Origin of the sequence: Pseudomonas sp. HMWF006, assembly GCF_003061205.1 — a bacterium.
GTDB classification, from domain to species: Bacteria; Pseudomonadota; Gammaproteobacteria; order Pseudomonadales; family Pseudomonadaceae; genus Aquipseudomonas; species Aquipseudomonas monsensis.
Genome location: NZ_QAIU01000658.1, coordinates 2,081 through 3,462, shown reverse-complemented (window position 1 = coordinate 3,462; position 1,382 = coordinate 2,081). Strand labels below are relative to the sequence as shown.

Annotated in this window: 2 protein-coding genes and 1 pseudogene; all 3 read left to right on the top strand. The window is 65.1% G+C overall.

Annotated features, from left to right (window positions below):
- A partial coding sequence (locus DBR24_RS30500; RefSeq protein ID WP_128616537.1) for a DUF58 domain-containing protein occupies positions 1–692 on the top strand: 692 nt, incomplete at its 5' end.
- Positions 689–1,186: a DUF4381 domain-containing protein gene (locus DBR24_RS30495; protein ID WP_123468028.1), complete on the top strand. Its 498-nt coding sequence runs from the start codon at positions 689–691 to the stop codon at positions 1,184–1,186. The genes DBR24_RS30500 and DBR24_RS30495, both read left to right, overlap by 4 nt.
- Positions 1,179–1,382 (top strand): annotated as a pseudogene (locus tag DBR24_RS34605) (BatB protein); the annotation flags it as partial. The gene DBR24_RS30495 and the pseudogene DBR24_RS34605, both read left to right, overlap by 8 nt.

The following is a 1,382-nucleotide window of genomic DNA, read 5'->3' as shown; positions in this document are numbered from 1 at the left end:
TGTTCCATGAAGAACGCGAACGGCCGATTTTCATCATGGTCGAGCAAAGCGCGCGGCTGTTTTTCGGTTCCGGGCTGATGTTCAAGTCGGTGCTCGCGGCGCAAGCGGCGGCGCTGATCGGCTGGGCCGCGCTGGGCCACAACGACCGGGTTGGCGGGCTGGTGTTCGGCGACAACGAGCACTACGAAATCAAACCGCGCCGCAGCAAGCAGAGCCTGCTGCAATTGCTCAACCGCCTGGTGAAGGTCAATCAGTCGCTGCATTCGGAGCGTGAGCCGGATCGTGACGCACTCGGCGTGGCCCTGCGGCGGGCACGGGAAGTGTTGCGTCCAGGCAGTCTGGTGATCGTGATCTGCGACGAGCGCGCGTTGTCCGACAGTGCCGAACAGCAACTGAGCCTGCTGTCGCGCCATTGCGACCTGCTGATGCTGCCGCTGTCCGATCCGCTGGATCACGCCCTGCCCGCTGCCGGCCTGTTACGCTTCGCCGAGCGCGGTGCCCAGCTGGAACTCGACACCCTCAATTTCGACCTGCGCCAGACCTACCGCGCCCAGGCCGAAGCGCGCATCGCCCGCTGGGAATTGCTCGCACAGAAACTGCGGGTGCTGCTGATGCCGCTGAGCACGCAAAGTGAAATGGTCGAGCAGATGCGCGAGTTCCTTAATCCGCAGCGGCCGGGGACCGGGCGATGAACGGCCTCGAACAACTGCAACCGCTGATTTCGCCGCCACCGATTGCCTTCTGGCCGCCGGCGCCGGGCTGGTGGCTGCTGCTGTTGCTGCTGCCATTGCTCGGCTATGGCGCGTGGCGTTTGCGCCGCTTCATCCCGCTCAAGAAGCGCCCGATCGTGCGCGCCGAACAGCCGCTGGACCCGGTGCGCATCGCCGCCCTCGCCGAACTCGCCCAAATGCCCAAGCCCTATGACGGTGCGCCGGCCGGGGCCTGGCTGCAACAGCTCAACGGCCTGCTCAAGCGCTTGTGCCGCAACCATTACCCTTACAGCCAGAGCCACACACTCAACGGCCGCAAATGGCTGGCGTTCCTCGATAACCGTTGCCCGGCGGCCGGCCTGACGCGCTGGATGGTCCTGGTCGAAGGCGCCTACAAACCGGAATGCAAACTCGACGACAAAGCCATCGCCGGCCTGACCCAGGCCGTCGACACCTGGATTCGCAAGCATGTTTGAGTTCGCCTGGCCGTGGATCTTTGCCCTGTTGCCGCTGCCGTGGCTGATGCGCCTTGTGCTGCCGGTGGCCGACAGTGGCGAGCCGGCATTGAAAGTCAGCTTTCTCTCGGACCTTGAAGGCCTCGCCCGCCGTCGCGCCCGGGCCAATCTGCCGGCGTGGCGTCAGCAAGCGCCGTTCATGCTGTTGTGGCTGTTG